Genomic DNA, 18,618 nt, shown 5'->3' with positions numbered 1-18,618 from the left:
CTAGTTCTACCCGTGCCCGGGTTCCCAGCACAATAAGGCGTCAGAGCTGGTTTTCGGGCCCGATGACCGCCCACACCGTCTTGCCGGACGCGGTGGGCGTGCTGCCCCACGCGCGCGACAACGCGTCGACGATGGCCAGGCCGGACACGTCGATGCCGTTCGCCGGCGACGGCAGCCGCACCGCCGGGGCGTGGCTGCCGTCGGATACCGCGATGGTGGCCGTCGCGCCATGGCTCTCGATCCGCACTACGGGGAAGCTCGCGGTGTGTTCCAGCACGTTCTCGACGAACACGTTGACCACAACCAACGCGACCGGGATGAGTGTGGATTGCGACCAGGCGGTGAGCCATTCGCGGACCAGGCGACGCGATTCGCGCAGGCTGGTCAGGTCGGCGGGCAGCTGGGCGTCGGCACGGCGCACGGCGCGCCGGCTCTGCTGACCGAGCGCCTTCATCGCCGCCTTCTCGGTCGAGTAGACCGGCATGAAGTAGGCGACGCCGCTGCGGGTGATCGCCTCGCGTGTCCCGCGGTGCGCGCATACCAGCACGATCGGAACGTTGGGGTTGCCGCGAACCTGCCAGTGCGCGCCGATGAAGGTCGACCACGCCAATTCGGCGAGCACCTTGAGCGCGGAGATGTTGACGATGACGGCGACAGGCTCGCCCTGCGTGGCCTGCAGGATGTGGTCGCGGAGCGCCGACGAGTTGGTGGTGTCGAGCACGCCGTCGACGGTCAAAATCGCCACCGATTGATCCGTCCGCGTCGCGACGGCCAGCGAGCTGGGGGACTCAGCTACCGAGCTCACCACCGCAACCCCTTCGCCTTCGCGGGCCCGGCAAGTCGAGGCGCACACGGTGTCCGAAACGGAGGCGACGTCGCAATCCGGCTTTCCAGCTGGGTCTTGTCGTCCGGTTTCATCGCTGCTCCTCGAATTTCTGCCGGGCCAACTGCTTGAGTATCCGCCCTCGGCGGCAAAAGTCTAATTCGGGTCGACCGGGTTGGACGCCGCCAGAAATCGCGGCCCACCGGGGGCGCGGCCGGGGCACACGCCACGGGCGGCCCGGTATGAGTGAGGCGCGTGCTAGTCCCCACCCGTTCGAGGCCCCCGCCTCTACCGCGCCGAACACATTGTTCGACTTCGCTGCGCTGCGCGCGCACCCCCCGGGTTTACCACCTACCGGCTGCCCCCAAACGCGGCCTTGTGTTCGAAGAAATAGCGCGATGAGCAGCGGAAAGCAGTCGATCAGTTGGGGGCGTAGGGCGGGGCGCCCACTCCGGCGACCGAGTGCGTCCCCCACGGCGTCTGCTCGACGATGCGCGCGGGGGCGCGGCGCCGGCCCACCGTCAACGTCGCGGTCCGCGCTTGCCTGAGCGCCTCGTCCGGCAGTGGCCGCGATGGCGAACCGAATACCGTTCCCTGCCAGTGGTAGCGGCCGTCGATCGGGTCGAGGTGCCCGGTGAGCCGGACCCGCACCGGATGGCTGGCGCCGCCGATTTCCAGCGTTGCCGCGCCGTCATAGGTGTCGCCGCGCTCGGGCGCGCTGGCCGACAGGTCGAAGGCGGATGCCACCGGAGGAGCCTGGTCGGCTGTGAGCTGGGCCCGCTCGTTGAACACCCCCAGGCTGCTGGCGCGCACCTCGATGCGGGTGCTGCCCGTGCGGTCCATCAGTCGCAGGCAGTCGGCGATGTAGCGTACCCGCGCGTCGGTGTCGGGCCCGGTGATGAAGAAGTAGTTGGGGAAGCCGCGAGCCGCCACGCCGTAGAAGGGCTCCATGCCGTCGTGCCAGGCCTGCCGGATGGTCAGCCCGCCGGCACCGATCAGCGTGCGATCGGACGGCTCTTCGGGGATCGAGAAGCCGGTGCCGTAGACGATGGCGTCGACGCGGTGCTCGGCGCCATCGCCGGCGCGGATGCCTGATGCGGTCACCGCCTCGATCGCCGACCCGGCCAGCTTGACGCGGGGGCCTGCGGCGGGTGGCCGGATGCGGCGACGCAGCCAGCGCGTGGCCCGGGTTGGCCACAGCGGGAGTTCGGTGACCACCCGGCGGGGCGAGTGGGCGAAGACGGTGACGGACGCCGCCACCTCGATCAGCCGGCCGAGGTGGTGACCGGCGGCGGTGTCGGTGCCGACCACCGCGATGCGCTTACTGGACGGATCGAAGTCGGGGTCCCAGGCGGCGGCGTGAAACGACGCGCCCAGGAAGTGGTCGCGGCCCGCGATGTCCGGGAGCCAGGGGGCGAAGGGCGTCCCATCGGCGGCGATCACGGCACGCGCCCGCACATCCTCGCCCGCGGACGTCGTCAGCAGCCAGCTATCCGTGACGTCGTCGAACCTTGCCTGTACCGCCGACGCCGGCCCGTCCAGGACCACATAGTCGGTGACGCCGGCCGCCGACAATGCCGCGCTTGCGACGGGGTGTGCGCCCAAGATGGCTACGGGATGGCGGGGCTCATCGAGGCCGCGCGGCCGCGTCACAGAAACCTGCTGCGCTTCCAGCCACGGCGGGCGATGGGACCCAGCAGACCCACCTCGGACAGGAACGCCGCCAGCGGGGCGAAACCAGCGACCTGCATCTCACGGCGATGCGGGCTGGTCCGCGCGATTCGTCGCGCCCGCTTCGGGTCCAGGCCCGTGCGCGCGTACGGGATCGGATTGCTGAACAGGTAGTTGAAGAAGTATCCGCCCAGCCCGTTGATGTTGGCCATGAACCAGCGGTTCATCCGGGGCATTTCGGCCACGCGTTTGCGGGCGCCGTCGCGGGCGAACTGGATGTGGCGCGCCTCCTCGGTGACGTGAATCCGCATGAGCCGCTGGATGATCGGCTGCAATTCCGGGTCGTCCATCATCTGCCGCTGCAATGAGTCGAAGATTTCCTCGCCGATCAGCGCCGCCACCCACAGCATCGAGCCGCGCTGAAACGCCAGCGGAAGCGCGTTGATGATCATCCGGTGAAACAGCCTGGGCCGCACCGGCTTTGCGCCGATGCGCTCGATGGCCTTGCCGAACATGACCATGTGGCGGGTCTCGTCGCCCAGCTCGGTCAGCTTGTAATGGGTCGACCGGCTCGTGGGGTCCTCGTGCAGGATGGTCCGCAGCAACGATTGATTGAGCATGTTCTCGAACCAGATGCCCGCCGAGAGCGTGTTGACCAGCTCCTGGCGGGACAGCTCGATCTGCTGCTCGCGGGTCATCTCGTCCCACATCGGGGTGCCGTACAGCGACACCAGCCGCGGCGGCAGGTAGAACTTGTCCGGATCCAGCGGGGCGTCCCAGTCGATGTCGACGATCGGTTCGTAGGACTTTTTCACCGAGCCCCTGAGCAGCCGCTCCGAGAACTCTTCACGACTCGGCCCACCTGGTTTCACCGCGGAAGTCATGGTGCTGGCGTCCCTTCATTGGGTGCTTCAGACGGTACCCATGGTACTGGGTACTTTTGGTCCCGACTAGGCCCTTGAGGTTTCGATTCGGCAATCTGAAGCAAGCAACGAGGAGGTTTCTTGGGCCGGCACATCCACGTCATCGGCATCGGCGCCGGCGACCCCGACTACGTGACCGTTCAGGCGATCGAGGCGCTCAACGACACCCAGGTGTTCTTCGCGATGGACAAGGGCGAGGCGAAGAGCGACCTGGTGGCGCTGCGGCGCGAGATCTGCGCCCGGTTCATCCGCGAGCCGGGCTACCGCTTCGTCGAGCTGCCCGACCCCAAACGGTCGGCCGACTCCGACTACCGCGAAGCCGTCTCGGACTGGCACGCGGCGCGGGCGCGGGTCTGGGCGGCAGCCATCGCCGCCGAGCTGGAGCCCGATGGCGTCGGCGCCTTCCTGGCCTGGGGCGACCCGTCGCTGTACGACAGCACGCTGCGCATCCTGGAGGCCATCAAGGCCGAAGCCGCCGAGCTCGAGTTCACCTTCGACGTCATCCCCGGCATCACCGCGGTCCAGGCGCTGACGGCCCGGCACCGCATCCCGCTCAACGAGGTCGGGGAACCGGTGCTCATCACGACCGGTCGACAGTTGCGCGCGCACGGGTTGACCGGGTCGGCGGTGGTCATGCTCGACGCCGAGTGCTCCTTTCGGGTGTGCCCGCCCGACACCCGCATCTGGTGGGGCGCCTACCTGGGCACCGACGACGAGCTGCTGGTGGCGGGCACCGTCGGAGAGGTCGCCACGCGCATCGCGGCGCTGCGGGCCGAGGCGCGCGCGCGGCACGGCTGGATCATGGACACCTATTTACTCAGACCGGCAGACTGAAGGGCGTGCCCGAACTCCCCGAGGTCGAAGCCCTCGCCGACCATCTGCGCCGCCATGCCGTCGGCCTGTCGATCGGGCGCGTCGACGTCGGCGCGCTCTCTGTGCTGAAAACCTTCGACCCGCCGCTCGGCGCGCTGCACGGCCAGCCCGTGACAGGGGCCCACCGGTGGGGCAAATATGTCGGGCTGCAGGCCGGAGAGCTGTACTTGATCACCCACCTGTCCCGGGCGGGGTGGTTGCGGTGGTCGGACAAGCTGGCCGCGGCGCCGCTGCGCCCCGGCAAGGGCCCGATCGCCTTGCGCGTGCACCTGGGTACGCCCGGCGAGGCGCCCGGCTTCGACCTGACCGAGGCCGGCACCCAGAAGCGGCTGGCCGTCTGGCTCGTCGCCGACCCGCAATCCGTGCCCGGCATCGCCGCCCTCGGCCCCGACGCGCTGGAGCTCGGCGTCGACGATCTCGCCGGCCTGCTGGCCGGCAACACCGGGCGGATCAAGACGGTCATCACCGATCAAAAGGTGATCGCCGGCATCGGCAACGCGTACAGCGACGAAATACTGCACGTCGCGAAGATCTCGCCGTTCGCCACCGCGGGCAAGCTGACCGATGAGCAGCTCACCACGCTGCACGACGCGATGGTGTCCGTCCTGCGCGACGCGGTGAGCCGGTCCGTGGGCCAGGGGGCGGCCACGCTCAAAGGCGAGAAGCGCTCCGGCCTACGGGTGCATGCCCGCACCGGCCTGCCCTGCCCGGTATGCGGGGACACCGTGCGTGAAGTTTCCTTCGCGGACAAGTCTTTTCAATACTGTCCGACGTGCCAGACCGGCGGCAAGGTGCTGGCCGACCGGCGGATGTCACGGCTGCTCAAGTAGGCGACGGCCCGCGACTTGACACCTGTCGATATGCTGCCCGGATGACTCGTCAGAAGATCCTCATCACGGGTGCCAGTTCCGGCCTGGGCGCCGGCATGGCGCGAGCGTTCGCCGCCAAGGGCCGCGACCTGGCATTGTGCGCGCGCCGCACCGACCGGCTGGACGAGCTGAAAGCCGAACTGTCGCAACAGTACCCGGGCATCAAGATCGCTGTGGCGGCACTGGACGTCAACGATCACGAGCAGGTGCCGAAGGTGTTCGGCGAACTCAGCGACGAGCTCGGCGGCATCGACCGGGTCATCGTCAACGCCGGCATCGGCAAGGGCGCGAAGCTGGGCTCGGGCAAGTTGTGGGCCAACAAGGCGACCCTCGAGACCAACCTGGTGGCCGCACTGGTGCAGATCGAGACCGCGCTGGAGATGTTCAACAACGCCGGTTCGGGCCACCTCGTGCTCATCTCGTCGGTGCTCGGCAACAGGGGAGTGCCCGGGGTCAAGGCCGCGTACGCCGCGAGCAAGGCCGGGTTGAGTTCGCTGGGTGAATCGCTGCGCGCCGAATATGCCAAGGGCCCCATCAAGGTTTCGGTCATCGAGCCCGGCTATATCGAGTCTGAGATGACGGCCAAGTCGAACAGCACAATGTTGATGGTGGACAACGAGACCGGCGTCAACGCACTCGTCGCCGCCATGGAGCGTGAGCCCGGCCGGGCGGCGGTCCCGTGGTGGCCGTGGGCGCCGCTGGTGCAGGTGATGCGGGTGCTGCCGCCCCCGCTCACCAAGTGGTTCGCCTGAGTGGGTGCGGTACCGGCGTGTAATGCGCTGCGTCGCTGGTGAATTCGGGCTTCCCGTAGGTCGCCAGCCGTAGCTTGAGGAGCCCGATGACGTAGGCGTCGGTGATGTCCCGAAGCACCGGGATGCGGCTGGCGTGGCTCACGGCGGTGAAACGCCCGATGATGAAGGGCGCGGTGAGGGCGACGCGCACGAGGTCAGTCGGCCCCATTGAGACGCCCATGGCCTCGGCGATCTCACGATTTCCATTGCAGAAGGTGCGAACGAAAGTGAGCTTGCTGAAACTCTTTTCGACCGCTTCGGCGCAACGGTCGAACAGGGTGGTATCGGGGCGCAGGTAGGCCGCCATCGTGCCGCGGACGAGTTCTTGGCAGATGCTGTCGAATCCGTCGCGCAGCAGTGCCGAGCGCGCGTGCATGACGTGGATGATGTCGGCCGGTTCGGCCGGCAACAGTTCCGCCGGCAGGCCGAGCAAAAAGCAGCGGTACCTGGCGAATTCGACGACGGCGCGCTCTTCGGCGGTGAACTCCGTCCGGCCCTGTTGGCGCGCCTTGCGCGCCAACAGGTACTGGCCGATCATGCCGGCCGGCATCTGGTCGACCTGCGGCACGGGCATGCCGTACACGGCGGCATCCCACTTGTCGGATTTCTTCAGGGCGTTGTAGCGGACCATCGAGTGCATCAGCCGGACCATCGCGGCCGCCTCGAAACCGGGGCCGAAACGGTCCAGCGCACCGGGCAGGGTGGTGACCGCGAAGAAACTGGCAGTCTCGTTTACCCGCCGGGCGGCCCGCTTGCCCGAGAGTGCGCCGGTGAGGGCCATCGGCAGCGCGGCGTAGGTGTTGGTGAACGTCGCGATGAAGGCCCCCCGTGTGATGAAGGGGGCCAGCAGCGCTGCGGGGATCCGCTCTTGGCGGGCGCCCTCACGGACCAGATCGAAGTCGATCCACTCCGGGGTGGCCTCCATGGCGGCGATGAACGAAACCAGCTCCGGGGGCGCGTCGGGCACCGCCTCGATTCCCTCTCGGCAGGCCGTCTTGAGCATGTCGATCAGCTGAACGACGCTGTGCGAAGCCATCAGTGCCGCATAGGGATCGGCGACGACGTCGCCGAGCAGGGTGGCCGTGCTCATCAGCTCCACCACGCGGTCGTCTTCCAGGATCGGTGCGCGGTCGGCGATCCAGGCGGGCAGGGCCGACTCGACGTCGGGCTCCGTGGCCAGACGATCGGGCCGCCGGTCGAAGTCGAAGTCTCCATACAGGGCGGGCTGCAATTCGCGCTGGCTGCGGACTCGCTCGGCGAGTTCGGGGTAGTACGTGACCATCGCTGCCTCCCAGTAACTAACACTTCGTGAGTAAATACTCACAAGTTGTTAGTTATGCTGTCAAGCATGAGCGCGGGCAACCCGAAGCGGCGCATGACCGCCGAAGGCCGGCGCGAGCAGATCCTCGACGTCACCCACGCGATCGTCGATGCCGAGGGGTTTCACGCGGCCACGCCCAACCGCATCGCCGAGGCGGCCGGCATCAACCGGTCGTTGATCTATCAGCTGTTCGGCGACCCGGCGGGACTGTTCATCGCGCTGATCGACCGTGAGGCGGCCCGGGCCGGCGCCCAGTTCGCCGAGGCGGTCTCCGGGCTGGACGCCGTCGCCGGGGACCAGTCGCTGGTGGTTGCGTTCGACGGCGTGCTGGCCGCGGTTGACGCCCACCCGGCAACGTGGCGGCTGTTCCTGTTCCCGCCGCAGGGCGCTCCTCCGGAGTTGTATGCGCGGCTGGCCCAATCGCAGGCCGTCGTGTTGGAGTTCTTCGTCACCGAACTGCTGCGCACCAATCCCCACGTGCACGACCCCGAATACACCGCGCGGATCCTGCACGCCGCCGGACGCGAACTGCTGCAGCTGCACCTCAGTGAGCCGCAGACCGCGACCGTGGAACGCTTGCGCACCTTCGTGCGGCGGCTCGGCTCGGACGTCATGAGCCGAACGGGCTGAGGGCTGCTAGCTGGTGCGCCCGCGTTCGGTCCGGTAGCGGCGCACCAGCGCGTCGGTCGAGCTGTCGGACTGCGGCTCCGGCGAGCCGTCGGACGTGATCACCGGGAGCAGCGCTTTCGCCTGCGTCTTGCCCAGCTCCACGCCCCACTGGTCGAACGAGTCGATGCCCCAGATGACGCCCTCGGTGAAGACCTGATGCTCGTAGAGCGCGATCAGCTGGCCCAGCACCGACGGCGTGAGCCGGTCGGCCAGGATCGAGGTCGACGGGCGGTTGCCGGGCATCACCTTGTGCGGCACGATGTCGGCCGGCGTGCCTTCGGCGGCGATCTCCTCGGCGGTCTTACCGAACGCCAGCACCTGGGTCTGGGCGAAGAAGTTGCTCATCAGCAAGTCGTGCATGCTGCCGGTGCCCTCGACGGTGGGCAGGTCGTCCAGAGGCTGGCTGAAGCCGATGAAGTCGGCCGGCACCAGCCGGGTGCCCTGATGCAGCAATTGGTAGAAGGCATGCTGGCCGTTGGTTCCCGGCTCGCCCCAAAAGATTTCGCCGGTGTCGGTGGTGACCGGAGTGCCGTCGGCGCGCGTCGACTTACCGTTCGATTCCATCGTCAGCTGTTGTAGATACGCCGCAAATCGCGCCAAGTCGTTGGAGTAGGGCAGCACCGCGCGCGACTGGGCGCCCATGAAGTTGGAGTACCACAGCCCGATCAGCCCGAGCAGCGCCGGCGCATTGGACTCCAGCGGGGCGGTCTTGAAATGCCGGTCCACGATGTGGAATCCGGACAGGAAATCGGCGAAGGCCTCCTTGCCGATCGCGGCCATCACCGAGAGGCCGATCGCCGAATCGACGGAGTACCGTCCTCCGACCCAGTCCCAGAAGCCGAACATGTTGTCGGTGTTGATGCCGAAGTCGTCGACCAGGCGCTTGTTGGTGGAGACCGCCACGAAATGTTTGGACACCGCGGCGTCGCCGAGCGCGTCGGTCAGCCAGCGGCGGGCTGCGGTCGCGTTGGTCAGGGTTTCCAGCGTGGAGAACGTTTTCGAAGCGACGATGAAAAGCGTTGTGGCGGGGTCTAAGTCGGCCAAGGTGGCGATGAGGTCGGCCGGGTCGACATTGGAGACGAAGCGGGCCGAAATCCCGGCGTCGGCGTAGTGGCGCAGCGCCTGATAGACCATCACCGGACCCAGATCCGATCCCCCGATGCCGATGTTGACCACCGTGCTGATTCTTTTCCCGGTCGCCCCGGTCCATTCACCGCTGCGTAACCGGTCGGTGAAGTCGCCCATCCGGTCGAGCACGGCGTGCACGTCCTCGACGACGTTGTGGCCGTCGACGATCAGTTCGGCGTCCCGGGGCAGTCGCAGCGCGGTGTGCAATACCGCGCGGTCCTCGGAGACGTTGATGTGCGCGCCGGCGAACATCAGGTCGCGGCGCTCTTCGAGGTTAGCCGCGCGTGCCAGATCGAACAGCAGCCGCAGCGTCTCTCGGGTGATGCGGTGTTTGCTGTAGTCGATATAGAGGTCGCCGACCGAGACGGTGAGTTCCCGGCCGCGGTCGGGATCCTCGTCGAAGAACTCGCGCAGATGGGTTGCGCCGATTTGTTCGTGATGCCTGCGCAGGGCGTCCCACGCTGGGGTGGCGGTGATGTCGGGGAGGCTTTGCACGGAGGTCATAGTTCGACCCTAGTGACGGTCGCAAGCGCGGCGAAGCCGGGCGCTGCGGGCCGTCACCATCGGGCGCCGTGACTGGCGACCTCAGTGACCGAGCCGGCCCCTGCCCAACCTCAACAACAGGATCGCCAGGTCCTTGCCGTCGGGACCGAGCTCGCTGTACCGCTCGATCACCTTCATCTCGCGGCTGTGCACGAGCCGCGTGCCGCCGGATGCCATCCGGACCTTGCCGATCGCCTGAGAGACCTCGGTGCGGCGCTTCACCGCGGCCAGGATCTCGGCGTCCAACCGGTCGATCTCGTGGCGCAAATCGTCGATGTTCAACTCTTCGGCGTCGGCCGTCTGTGGGGTTTCCACCGTCTCAACCTTCATCTCTGCTGACTCCGCATTCTCGGGATGTGGGGGTTGTGGTCTCATCCGGTTTCGGGCCTCACAAAAAGAGACGAGCCCCGGTCTTGAGGAAGCGGACCACGGGGCTCTGACGAAAGCAGCTAGACCACGGGGACCGCTAACCGGTACCCGTAGAAAAATCGGCGGCAGTTCGGGGTGCAAGGCCGCCGACGGCACTGCGTGTTGAGCACCAAACGAGTGTGCCACTTAAATCGGCTCTCGCGCAAAAAGGCGTTCGTGAGCTGGCCATTACCCGGTCGACGTCCGCGTGGGGCTAGCCCGTGTTCGGTTGCGATGACCGTCCACCCCGGCTTGGCTTGCCGGGTACGGAATCCATTAACACGGCACGAAATTCGGTGTTATAGGAGATTGTGCGAGATTGACGGCGACGCAAAGTCGGGCCGCGAATATTCGCAGCTTTTATACTCGAGTCTAATTAATCGCAATTTGAAATCCGGCCGCATTTGATTGCGAAACACGCCTTTCGCCGCCCCGCTTTTGCCCGGCGGAGAACGGCCGGGGCACTAGCCTGGTGTCACGCCTGGGCGCGTTGCGTCGGTGGGCGGCGGTACGTTTGGACCAACATGAGTGTGTACGCAACCGATGCCAACCTGGCCTCCGAAGCAGATCAGTTGCTCGAAGGCCTCAACCCGCAACAGCGCCAGGCGGTGGTGCACGAGGGCTCGCCGCTGCTGATCGTGGCGGGGGCGGGCTCCGGCAAGACCGCGGTGTTGACCCGCCGCATCGCCTATCTGATCGCGGCGCGCGGCGTGGGGGTCGGCCAGATCCTGGCCATCACCTTCACCAACAAGGCCGCGGCCGAGATGCGCGAACGGGTGGTGCGGCTGGTCGGCAACCGGGCCCGCGCCATGTGGGTGTCCACCTTTCACTCAACGTGCGTGCGGATCCTGCGCAACCAGGCGTCGTTGATCGAAGGCCTCAATTCCAACTTCTCGATCTACGACGCCGACGATTCCCGCCGCCTGCTGCAGATGATCGGGCGCGACATGGGGCTCGACATCAAGCGCTACTCGCCGCGGCTGCTGGCCAACGCCATCTCCAACCTGAAGAACGAGCTGATCGATCCCGCTGAGGCGGTGGCGAAACTGACGGACGACTCCGACGACCTGACGCGCACCGTGGCGTCGGTGTACGGCGAATACCAGCGTCGGCTGCGCGCGGCCAACGCGCTGGACTTCGACGACCTGATCGGCGAGACCGTCGCGGTGCTACGGGCCTTTCCGCAGATCGCCCAGCACTACCGGCGGCGGTTCCGTCACGTCCTGGTCGATGAGTATCAGGACACCAACCATGCGCAGTACGTGCTGGTGCGGGAATTGGTCGGTCACGACGCGACGGGATCGCCCGACGATGTGGCGCCGGCGGAATTGTGCGTGGTGGGTGATGCCGATCAGTCGATCTATGCGTTCCGCGGCGCCACCATCCGCAACATCGAGGACTTCGAGCGCGACTATCCGGACGCGATAACCATTCTGCTGGAACAGAATTACCGCTCCACGCAGAACATCTTGTCGGCGGCCAACTCGGTGATCGCGCGCAACTCCGGGCGCCGGGACAAACGGCTGTGGACCGACGCCGGCGCGGGCGAATTGATCGTCGGCTACGTCGCGGACAACGAGCATGACGAGGCCAGGTTCGTGGCCGAGGAGATCGACGCGCTCGCCGACCGTGGCGAGATCACCTACAACGACGTGGCCGTGTTCTATCGCACCAACAACTCGTCTCGGTCGTTCGAAGAGGTGTTCATCCGCGCCGGCATTCCTTACAAAGTCGTTGGGGGAGTGCGGTTCTACGAGCGCAAAGAAATTCGTGACATCGTCGCCTATCTGCGGGTGCTGGACAACCCCGGCGACGCGGTCAGCATGCGGCGCATCCTCAACACCCCGCGCCGGGGCATCGGCGATCGGGCCGAGGCGTGCGTGGCGGTGTACGCGGAGAACACCGGCGCGAGTTTCGCCGACGCGCTGGTGGCCGCGGCCGAAGGCAAAGTGCCGATGCTCAATTCGCGCGCGGAGAAGGCGATCGCCGGTTTCGTCGAGCTGCTCGACGAGCTCAGGGGCCGCCTCGACGAGGATCTCGGCGATCTGGTCGAGTCGGTGCTCGAACGTACCGGATACCGGCGGGAGCTGGAATCCTCCACCGATCCGCAAGATCTGGCCCGCTTGGACAACCTCAACGAACTCGTCAGTGTGGCACACGAATTCAGCACCGACCGGGCCAACGCCGCCGCGCTGGGCGAGTCGTTGCAGGCCCCGGACGACGAAGACGTGCCGGACACCGGCGTGCTCGCGGAATTCCTGGAACGCGTCTCGCTGGTTTCCGACAGCGACGAGATCCCCGAGAACGACGCCGGCATGGTCACTTTGATGACGCTGCACACCGCGAAGGGGCTGGAGTTTCCGGTGGTGTTCGTCACCGGCTGGGAGGACGGCATGTTCCCGCACATGCGGGCGCTGGACGACCCGACCGAACTGTCCGAGGAGCGGCGGCTGGCCTACGTCGGCATCACCCGCGCCCGTCAGCGGCTGTATCTGAGCAGGGCCATCGTCCGGTCCTCCTGGGGGCAGCCGATGCTCAACCCGGAATCGCGCTTTCTGCGCGAGGTTCCGCAGGAACTCATCGAGTGGCGGCGCACGGCGCCGGCCCCGTCGTTCAGCGCGCCGGTCAGCGGCGCCGGCCGGTTCGGTGCGCCGCGCGCGGCCCCGACGCGCTCGGGTGCCGGCAAGCGCCCGCTGCTGGTGCTCGAGCCCGGCGACCGGGTGACTCACGACAAGTACGGGCTTGGCCGCGTCGAAGAGGTGTCCGGCGTCGGCGAATCGGCCATGTCTCTAATCGACTTCGGCAGCGCGGGGCGGGTGAAGCTGATGCACAACCACGCCCCGATCAGCAAACTCTAACCGCAGGGCGTCTACGAACCATTAGGCGACTCGGAATTTTGATATCGCTGGTGATATCGGGTTTGAAAGTCGCCTAATGGTCGGGCGCCGGGCCGGCAACCGCTTCGGCGCGGGTCAGGCTTCCAGCCAGCGTTTGGTTCGCGGGTGCATCGCCAGCACCACGCTGGCGATCGGGAGCAGCGGCAGCAGGTGCACTATCCACGCGACGCGGGCACCGGCGATGAACACGCCCAGGTAGGTCAGCACGGCGACCACGGCACCGGCGACGATGAGGTAGCGCCCAAAAGGCCGGTGCTGCAGCAACATGATCACGCCGGAAACGGTAGTCGTCGCGAACACCAGGGCCAGGAACGCGACGGCGATGCAAAACAGGCGGTCGGTTCGCCACCAGCCGGCGATCAGGTCCGTCGCCACCACCGACGTGGCCCACCCGCTGACGATGCTGACGGCGCAGGCGGCGACGGCCGTCCGGCCGCTCGGCTCACCCGAAGTGGCTTGGCGTCCCGCGCGAGCGGCGCCCGGGTACGGCGGTGGCTGCGGTGGGATGAAGCTCGTCGGCGATTCCGGTGTTATCGGGATCGGCCCGGTCGGTGCGCGGCGGATGATCCGCGTCTTGGAGTCCGACGGCGGAGTGGACTCGGGCGGCTGCGGACCGGGAGATGGTTGATTCGGCGCGGTCACCTCAACCAGCGTAGTTACCGACCATAAGACCCCGCTTAGCCAGCCACGGGACGGGGTCGATCCGTTCGGTGCCGCCCTGCAGCACCTCGAAATGCAGGTGCGGGCCGGTGGAATTGCCGCGGTTGCCCATGGTGGCGATCTGGTCCCCGGCCATCACGCGCTGGCCGACGCTGACCAGCGTCGTGTTGACGTGGCCGTAGAGCGTGACCGTGCCATCGGCGTGGCGGAGCTTGACCAACGCCCCGTAGCCGGCGGCCGGCCCGGAGTCGATGACGACGCCGTCGGACACCGCGTAGATCGGTGTGCCGATCGAGTTGGCCAGGTCGATGCCGGCATGCAGCACGCCCCAGCGGTAACCGAAATTCGACGTGAAGATGCCCTTCGTCGGCATCACGTAGAGCGGCTGCTGCAATCGCGCCTCACGCTGAGCGCGATCGTTGGCGTAGGCGACGCCCTTGGCGAGCTCCTGGTTGTGCAGGGCGGCGGTCGCCGCCGGCTCGAGCGCGACCACCTGGGGGCCCCGGACGGTATTGCTGTTGCCCGATCCACCGGTGAGCGCCGACGCGTTCGCGGTCAGCACGGCCTCGGTCTTGGGGGTGTCGGCATGGCTGGTGGCGGTGTGGGCCGCCGCGGCGGCCGCGCCGGCCGCCATCGCCGAGATCAGCAGGCGGCCGCGGGCCGCGCTCGTCGGCTCCTTGCGATGCTGCCCTCCGCGTCGTGCCACACCGACGACGTCGTGCGCGCGAGCGATGCGGGACTCGGCGGCGGACCTGACGATCACCCGCGGCAGCACCTCGGTGACCGGGGCGGCCAGCCACAGCGGGGCCGGGTCGTCGGCCTCGTTCAGGTCGTCGAGTTCGGGGGCCAGCAAGACCTGCGCTTCGTTGTCGAAGGTTGAGTCGTTGCTGCAGTCGAGTTCGCCGAGATCGCTGACCTCTTCGCGCCAATCCAGGTCATCGAAGTCGAAGCCGTCGAGCGGGAGGATCTCGGTGACTTCGTTGCGATGGGGCTCAATCCCTCGGCCACCGGCCGCGCGACCAACCCGCACCACACCTGCTGTTTCAGCAGTAGAAGGAGCCAAACGATGCTGGGGCAAGCTGAAATGTCCTCGTATCGTGACCATACCGTTATCTGGACCCTAGGACGGTATCCGCTGACGTGCGGAACTGGCAACCTCGTCGCGCAATCCGATTGAAATTGTGATTTGGGTCACGAACGGGGTACGCCGGGACGCGGTGAGCTGTGCCACATCGCCGGACGCGCCGGTAAAGGCCGGTAGGAGGGTCGATACAGTTCGTCCGTGCGAGTTGCCGAACGCGGCACCGCCCATCAAGAGGCCTAGTAGTTGAGTCGAGCGAAGACAGAGAGTCCATGGACCTTTTCGAGTATCAAGCAAAAGAATTGTTCGCCAAGCACAACGTACCGACTACGCCGGGGCGGGTGACGGACACCGCCGAGGGCGCTCGGGAGATCGCGACCGAAATCGGCCGTCCGGTGATGGTCAAGGCGCAGGTGAAGGTCGGCGGGCGCGGCAAGGCTGGTGGCGTCAAATACGCGGCGACGCCCGAGGACGCCTACGAACACGCCAAGAACATCCTCGGCCTCGACATCAAGGGTCACGTCGTCAAGAAGCTGCTGGTCGCCGAGGCCAGCGACATCGCCGAGGAGTACTACATCTCCTTCCTGCTGGATCGGGCCAACCGGACCTACCTGGCCATGTGCTCGGTCGAGGGCGGCATGGAAATCGAGGAGGTCGCCGCCACCAAGCCCGAGCGGCTGGCCAAGGTCCCGGTGGACGCCGTCAACGGGGTCGACCTGGAGACCGCGCGTTCCATCGCCGAGCAGGGCCACTTGCCGGCCGAGGTGCTCGATGCGGCCGCGGTGACCATCAACAAGCTGTGGGAGCTCTTCGTCGCCGAGGACGCCACGCTGGTCGAGGTCAACCCGCTGGTGCGCGACCCGAAAGATCAAATCCTGGCGCTGGACGGCAAAATCACGCTCGACGCGAACGCCGACTTCCGCCACCCCGAGCACGCGGAATTCGAAGACCGTGCCTCTACCGACCCGCTGGAGCTCAAGGCCAAAGAGCACGACCTCAATTACGTGAAGCTGGACGGCCAGGTCGGCATCATCGGTAACGGCGCGGGCCTGGTGATGTCCACGCTCGACGTCGTCGCGTACGCGGGCGAGAAGCACAACGGCGTCAAGCCGGCCAACTTCCTGGACATCGGCGGTGGCGCGTCGGCCGAAGTCATGGCCGCGGGCCTCGACGTCATCCTGAACGACAAGCAGGTCAAGAGCGTCTTCGTGAACGTGTTCGGGGGCATCACCTCGTGCGACGCCGTCGCCAACGGAATCGTGACGGCGCTCAACATGCTCGGTGACGAGGCGAACAAGCCGCTCGTCGTCCGGCTCGACGGCAACAACGTCGACGAGGGGCGCCGCATCCTGGCCCAAGCCAACCACCCGCTGGTGATCCAGGCCGAGACCATGGACGCCGGTGCCGACAAAGCCGCCGAGCTGGCGAACAAGTAAGGGAGCCAAGCAATGTCGATCTTCCTGAACAAAGATTCCAAGGTCATCGTCCAGGGCATCACCGGCGGCGAGGGCACCAAGCACACCGCGCTCATGCTCAAAGCGGGCACTCAGGTGGTGGGCGGGGTGAACGCCCGCAAGGCGGGCACCACCGTCTCGCACGTCGACCCCGTCGGCAAGGACGTCGAACTTCCCGTGTTCGGCACGGTCGCCGAAGCGATCAAGGAGACCGGCGCCAACGTGTCCGTCGTCTTCGTGCCGCCGAAATTCGCCAAGGACGCGATCATCGAGGCCATCGACGCCGAGATCCCGCTGCTGGTCGTCATCACCGAGGGAATTCCGGTGCAGGACACCGCATACGCGTGGGCCTATAACCTGGACAAGGGCCACAAGACGCGCATCATCGGGCCGAATTGCCCCGGCATCATCACCCCGGGCGAGGCGCTGGCCGGCATCACGCCCGCCAACATCAGCGGCCCCGGGCCCGTCGGGCTGGTCTCCAAGTCCGGCACGCTGACCTACCAAATGATGTACGAGCTGCGCGATTTCGGCTTCTCCACCTCGATCGGCATCGGCGGGGACCCGGTCATCGGCACCACCCACATCGACGCCATCGAGGCCTTCGAGAAGGATCCTGACACCAAGGTCATCGTGATGATCGGTGAGATCGGTGGCGACGCCGAGGAGCGCGCGGCCGACTACATCAAGGCCAATGTCTCCAAGCCGGTTGTCGGCTACGTCGCGGGATTCACTGCGCCGGAAGGCAAGACGATGGGCCACGCGGGCGCCATCGTGTCCGGCTCGTCGGGCACCGCGGCCGCCAAGAAGGAGGCCTTGGAGGCGGCCGGCGTCAGGGTGGGCAAGACGCCGTCGGAGACCGCGGCGCTGGCCAGAGAGATCCTGCAGAGCCTGTAGCGGGTCGCCACCATCGACCTGGGCTCGGCGACCCCCGATTAGGCCGGGAGACGGACCTGCGGTAGATAGTTGGTCTATGAATCTCGACCCGAACACCCCCGTCGTCGTCGGTGTGGGGCAGGCCGCCGAACGCATCGACGACGCGAACTACCGGGGGATGTCGCCGGTCGAGCTGGCCGCCGCCGCGGCCCGGGCCGCCGTCGGCGACTGTGGTGTCGAGGACGCCGCGTCGGCCATCGACACCGTGGCCGGCGTCCGGCAGTTCGAGATCTCCGGTGTGATCAACGCCCCGCTGGGGCGGTCGAACAACTACCCGCGATCCGTGGCCAACCGCATTGGTGCGGCGCCCGCTCGCGCCATCCTCGAAATCGTCGGCGGACAGGGGCCGCAGCACCTGATCAGCGAGCTGGCGGGAGAGATCGCCGCGGGCCGCTCCCAGGTCGCGATGGTGTTCGGTTCGGATGCCACCTCGACGCTGCGCTACTTCGCGAAAGCCGAAGCCAAGCCCGACTTCAGCGAGACGGTCGACGGGGACTTGGAAGACCGGGGCCAGGGCATCGAGAAGCTTGTCTCGCGCTACACCGTCATGCACGGGCTGACCAGCGCGCCGATCCAGTACGCGCTGCTGGAAAACGCCCGGCGGGCCGGGACCGGCCTGGGGCCGGCGGAATACCGGCGGCGGATGGGCGAGCTGTTCGCGCCGTTCACCAAGATCGCCGCCAGCAATCCGTTCGCCGCCGCGCCGGTGGAGCGTTCGGTCGACGAACTGATCACCGTGACCGACCGCAACCGGATGATCGCGGAGCCGTACCCGCGGCTGATGGTCGCCCGCGACCAGGTGAATCAGGGCGCGGCCGCGCTGCTGATGTCGGTTGACGCGGCGCGTCGCCTCGGGGTGCCCGAGGAGAACTGGGTGTACCTGCACGGCCACGCCGACATCGAGGAACAGGCGCTGCTCGAGCGGCCCGATCTCGGGCATGCGCCGTCGCACGTGCTGGCGGTGGGTGAGGCGCTGGCGATGGCCGGCATCGGCATCGACGACGTCGCCGCCTTCGATCTGTACAGCTGCTTTCCGGTGCCGGTGTTCAACATCTGCGACGGCATGGGCATCGCGCCCGACGATCCGCGCGGCCTGACGCTGACCGGCGGGCTGCCGTTCTTCGGCGGCGCGGGCAACAACTATTCGATGCACGCCGTCGCCGAGACCGTCGCGCAAATGCGAAGGGTTCCAGGGGAATTCGGCCTGGTGGGCGCCAACGGCGGCATCCTGAGCAAGTACTCGGTCGGCGTGTACTCCACCATCCCGGCGGAGTGGAAGCCTGACCGCAGCGCGCAGGTGCAGGCTCAGGTCGCCGACTGGCCGACCTTGTCGGTCACCGAGCAGGCCGACGGCGTCGGCGCCGTCGAGACCTACACGGTGCGCCGCGACGATGGCCGCCCGACCGGGATCATCGTCGGCCGGCTCGACGACGGCAGCCGGTTCCTGTCCACCACCGAGGACGACGACTTGCTCGCGCTGCTGATCGACGGCGACCCACTCGGGCACTCGGTGCGGGTGCGCTCCTTCGACTACGGCAACCGCTGCACGCTGGCCTGACAGCCGGGTCGCG

16 protein-coding genes and 1 pseudogene are annotated in these 18,618 nt (G+C 67.3%); 9 read left to right on the top strand and 8 right to left on the bottom strand.

Annotated elements, in window-relative coordinates; all coding sequences use genetic code 11:
- Positions 1-40 precede the first annotated feature (40 nt).
- The 3 genes from A5750_RS21010 to A5750_RS21000 all read right to left on the bottom strand — a co-directional run bounded on the left by A5750_RS21010 (position 41) and on the right by A5750_RS21000 (position 3,378).
- Entirely contained in the window at positions 41-805 is a 765-nt protein-coding gene (locus A5750_RS21010; protein WP_066957808.1) for an STAS domain-containing protein, read from the bottom strand.
- Between the two features lie 438 nt (positions 806-1,243).
- Positions 1,244-2,221: a DUF4873 domain-containing protein gene (locus A5750_RS21005; RefSeq protein ID WP_231989272.1), complete on the bottom strand. Its 978-nt coding sequence runs from the start codon at positions 2,219-2,221 to the stop codon at positions 1,244-1,246.
- A gap of 251 nt (positions 2,222-2,472) precedes the next feature.
- On the bottom strand, positions 2,473-3,378 hold the full coding sequence (locus tag A5750_RS21000; protein ID WP_066957506.1) for a diiron oxygenase: 906 nt from the start codon (positions 3,376-3,378) through the stop codon (positions 2,473-2,475).
- Positions 3,379-3,498: 120 nt separating this feature from the next.
- Between A5750_RS21000 and cobF the strand changes: the two genes are divergently transcribed.
- The 4 genes and pseudogenes from cobF to A5750_RS20985 all read left to right on the top strand — a co-directional run bounded on the left by cobF (position 3,499) and on the right by A5750_RS20985 (position 5,911).
- Positions 3,499-4,251 (top strand): precorrin-6A synthase (deacetylating), encoded by a 753-nt coding sequence (gene cobF, locus A5750_RS20995; RefSeq protein ID WP_066957504.1) that lies wholly within the window; start codon positions 3,499-3,501, stop codon positions 4,249-4,251.
- A gap of 5 nt (positions 4,252-4,256) precedes the next feature.
- Positions 4,257-4,499, top strand: a pseudogene (locus tag A5750_RS26445) (DNA-formamidopyrimidine glycosylase family protein); the annotation flags it as partial.
- 153 nt (positions 4,500-4,652) lie between these two features.
- A complete protein-coding gene (locus A5750_RS26440; protein WP_231989271.1) occupies positions 4,653-5,120 on the top strand; it encodes a zinc finger domain-containing protein in 468 nt (155 codons plus the stop codon).
- Positions 5,121-5,161: 41 nt separating this feature from the next.
- Complete coding sequence (locus tag A5750_RS20985) at positions 5,162-5,911, top strand: SDR family oxidoreductase (RefSeq protein ID WP_066957500.1); 750 nt, start codon at positions 5,162-5,164, stop codon at positions 5,909-5,911.
- On the opposite strand, the gene A5750_RS20980 is transcribed toward A5750_RS20985, so the two are convergent.
- Positions 5,892-7,232, bottom strand: coding sequence for an oxygenase MpaB family protein (locus tag A5750_RS20980; protein ID WP_066957498.1), 1,341 nt, complete (start codon positions 7,230-7,232; stop codon positions 5,892-5,894). The two genes, A5750_RS20985 and A5750_RS20980, sit on opposite strands and share 20 nt — an antisense overlap.
- A gap of 93 nt (positions 7,233-7,325) precedes the next feature.
- Here A5750_RS20980 and A5750_RS20975 point away from each other — a divergent pair, with 93 nt between their 5' ends.
- Complete coding sequence (locus A5750_RS20975; RefSeq protein WP_066957804.1) at positions 7,326-7,901, top strand: TetR/AcrR family transcriptional regulator; 576 nt, start codon at positions 7,326-7,328, stop codon at positions 7,899-7,901.
- 6 nt (positions 7,902-7,907) lie between these two features.
- On the opposite strand, the gene pgi is transcribed toward A5750_RS20975, so the two are convergent.
- Together pgi and A5750_RS20965 are read right to left on the bottom strand one after the other, a co-directional pair.
- A complete protein-coding gene (pgi, locus tag A5750_RS20970) occupies positions 7,908-9,572 on the bottom strand; it encodes a glucose-6-phosphate isomerase (RefSeq protein ID WP_067265441.1) in 1,665 nt (554 codons plus the stop codon).
- Between the two features lie 81 nt (positions 9,573-9,653).
- A complete protein-coding gene (locus A5750_RS20965; RefSeq protein WP_082948241.1) occupies positions 9,654-9,986 on the bottom strand; it encodes a chorismate mutase in 333 nt (110 codons plus the stop codon).
- Between the two features lie 557 nt (positions 9,987-10,543).
- Here A5750_RS20965 and pcrA point away from each other — a divergent pair.
- Complete coding sequence (gene pcrA / locus A5750_RS20960; protein ID WP_066957492.1) at positions 10,544-12,877, top strand: DNA helicase PcrA; 2,334 nt, start codon at positions 10,544-10,546, stop codon at positions 12,875-12,877.
- Between the two features lie 114 nt (positions 12,878-12,991).
- Here the strand turns inward: pcrA and A5750_RS20955 are convergent, their stop codons facing one another.
- Both A5750_RS20955 and A5750_RS20950 read right to left on the bottom strand, forming a co-directional pair.
- A complete protein-coding gene (locus A5750_RS20955) occupies positions 12,992-13,558 on the bottom strand; it encodes a hypothetical protein (protein ID WP_066957488.1) in 567 nt (188 codons plus the stop codon).
- Between the two features lies 1 nt (position 13,559).
- Positions 13,560-14,606: a M23 family metallopeptidase gene (locus A5750_RS20950; RefSeq protein ID WP_066957802.1), complete on the bottom strand. Its 1,047-nt coding sequence runs from the start codon at positions 14,604-14,606 to the stop codon at positions 13,560-13,562.
- A 323-nt stretch (positions 14,607-14,929) separates the two neighbouring features.
- Here A5750_RS20950 and sucC point away from each other — a divergent pair, with 323 nt between their 5' ends.
- The 3 genes from sucC to A5750_RS20935 all read left to right on the top strand — a co-directional run bounded on the left by sucC (position 14,930) and on the right by A5750_RS20935 (position 18,605).
- Positions 14,930-16,093 carry an ADP-forming succinate--CoA ligase subunit beta gene (gene sucC / locus A5750_RS20945; protein ID WP_067265438.1) on the top strand — a complete coding sequence of 388 codons (1,164 nt, stop codon included), beginning with the start codon at positions 14,930-14,932 and terminating at the stop codon, positions 16,091-16,093.
- A gap of 12 nt (positions 16,094-16,105) precedes the next feature.
- Positions 16,106-17,008 (top strand): succinate--CoA ligase subunit alpha, encoded by a 903-nt coding sequence (gene sucD, locus A5750_RS20940; protein WP_066957483.1) that lies wholly within the window; start codon positions 16,106-16,108, stop codon positions 17,006-17,008.
- 76 nt (positions 17,009-17,084) lie between these two features.
- Entirely contained in the window at positions 17,085-18,605 is a 1,521-nt protein-coding gene (locus tag A5750_RS20935; protein ID WP_067265435.1) for an acetyl-CoA acetyltransferase, read from the top strand.
- The last annotated feature ends 13 nt before the right edge of the window (positions 18,606-18,618 follow it).

Source organism: Mycobacterium sp. 852002-51613_SCH5001154 (assembly GCF_001667425.1).
Lineage (GTDB): Bacteria > Actinomycetota > Actinomycetes > Mycobacteriales > Mycobacteriaceae > Mycobacterium.
The sequence above is the reverse complement of the archived record's forward strand: the minus strand, read 5'-3'. Positions and strand labels throughout refer to the sequence as shown.